The following is a 1,055-nucleotide window of genomic DNA, read 5'->3' as shown; positions in this document are numbered from 1 at the left end:
CACCTTCATTTATTGTTATCTGGGTTCTTGTTTCAATTCCGATTTCACTTTTCAATAATGCAGCTATAACATAATTTTTCTCCTTATATTGTTCAATAATCTTTTCATATTCATTGACTAAGCGCGATGTCTTACCCACCGAAAAAGCTGCTTCTTCTGTAGACATACCTTTTTGTTTGCATAGCAATATTTGCTTGAAAGTGGATATATACCTTTGTATCGCCGGTAAAGAGTGTTTTGTTTCTCTACTCACTTGCTGAACAGTTTTTTGCTCGATAAAGAGCTTTTCAATGATTATTGTTTTGTGAGTTAAAGTAGGACCTATATCATGGATAGATCCTCTCCTGGGAAGAACCTCACGGTTTTCTAATTCCCACTCCTTAATATATTTGCCCACACTGTGGGGGGATATCTTTAACAAAATAGCTAATTCCGCATGAGTTAAGCAACCTTCTTGATCAAAAGCTTGCTTACACATCCGCGCCACAGCTTCTTTTTTTATAACCCTTAATTTCTTCCCTTTGGCTCTTTCTATAGCATCTTGCGAGCTTACCAAATCTAAAATCACCGTTGTTAAACGTGTATTTTGAATAGATTTTCCATAAGATGAAAATTCGTCGCGGTGGACTGTCGGCCATGTAACTTGCCCCGGCTGCATATGAGAGGTCTGCGGATAAAATTGACGCACCATATCCGCTATTGATTTAACCAGTACTTGCCTTGTCCTTGTTCCTCCTAGCTGCGGGCACTCATGCGAAAAAAACGCTTCCAAAGCGCCTTCAAAGCATTTAAATGCTTGAGGGCAAAATGTAGCATGGTTTGCATCGATGTTCTTCTTCATGGCAGCCTCCGCTCGTTCCTGATAGAGTCGTTCGACGGCATCATTCTTTTTTTTTCATCTTGAGCGTGATAATATTGGGCACCAACGATATGAACTTCCTGCAATCTTTGTTCAAAAAAGGCTTTATCTTTAAACTCTTCATATAGCAGAGAAAAGGTTTTGGTAGCATAGATGGAAATTCCTACCGTTAAAGCTATTTCAAACTCATTGAATT

1 protein-coding gene and 1 pseudogene are annotated in these 1,055 nt (G+C 38.9%); both read right to left on the bottom strand.

The window, feature by feature from the left end:
- Positions 1 to 841, bottom strand: an 841-nt coding sequence (locus DB41_RS10370; RefSeq protein ID WP_039387071.1) for a DUF1670 domain-containing protein, incomplete at its 3' end; no start/stop codon positions are given.
- Positions 838 to 1,055: pseudogene (locus DB41_RS12430) on the bottom strand (hypothetical protein); the annotation flags it as partial. The pseudogene DB41_RS12430 and the gene DB41_RS10370, both read right to left, overlap by 4 nt.

The sequence above is a fragment of the Neochlamydia sp. TUME1 genome, from assembly GCF_000813645.1.
GTDB lineage: Bacteria > Chlamydiota > Chlamydiia > Chlamydiales > Parachlamydiaceae > Neochlamydia.
This window is presented reverse-complemented; position numbering and strand designations above follow the sequence as displayed.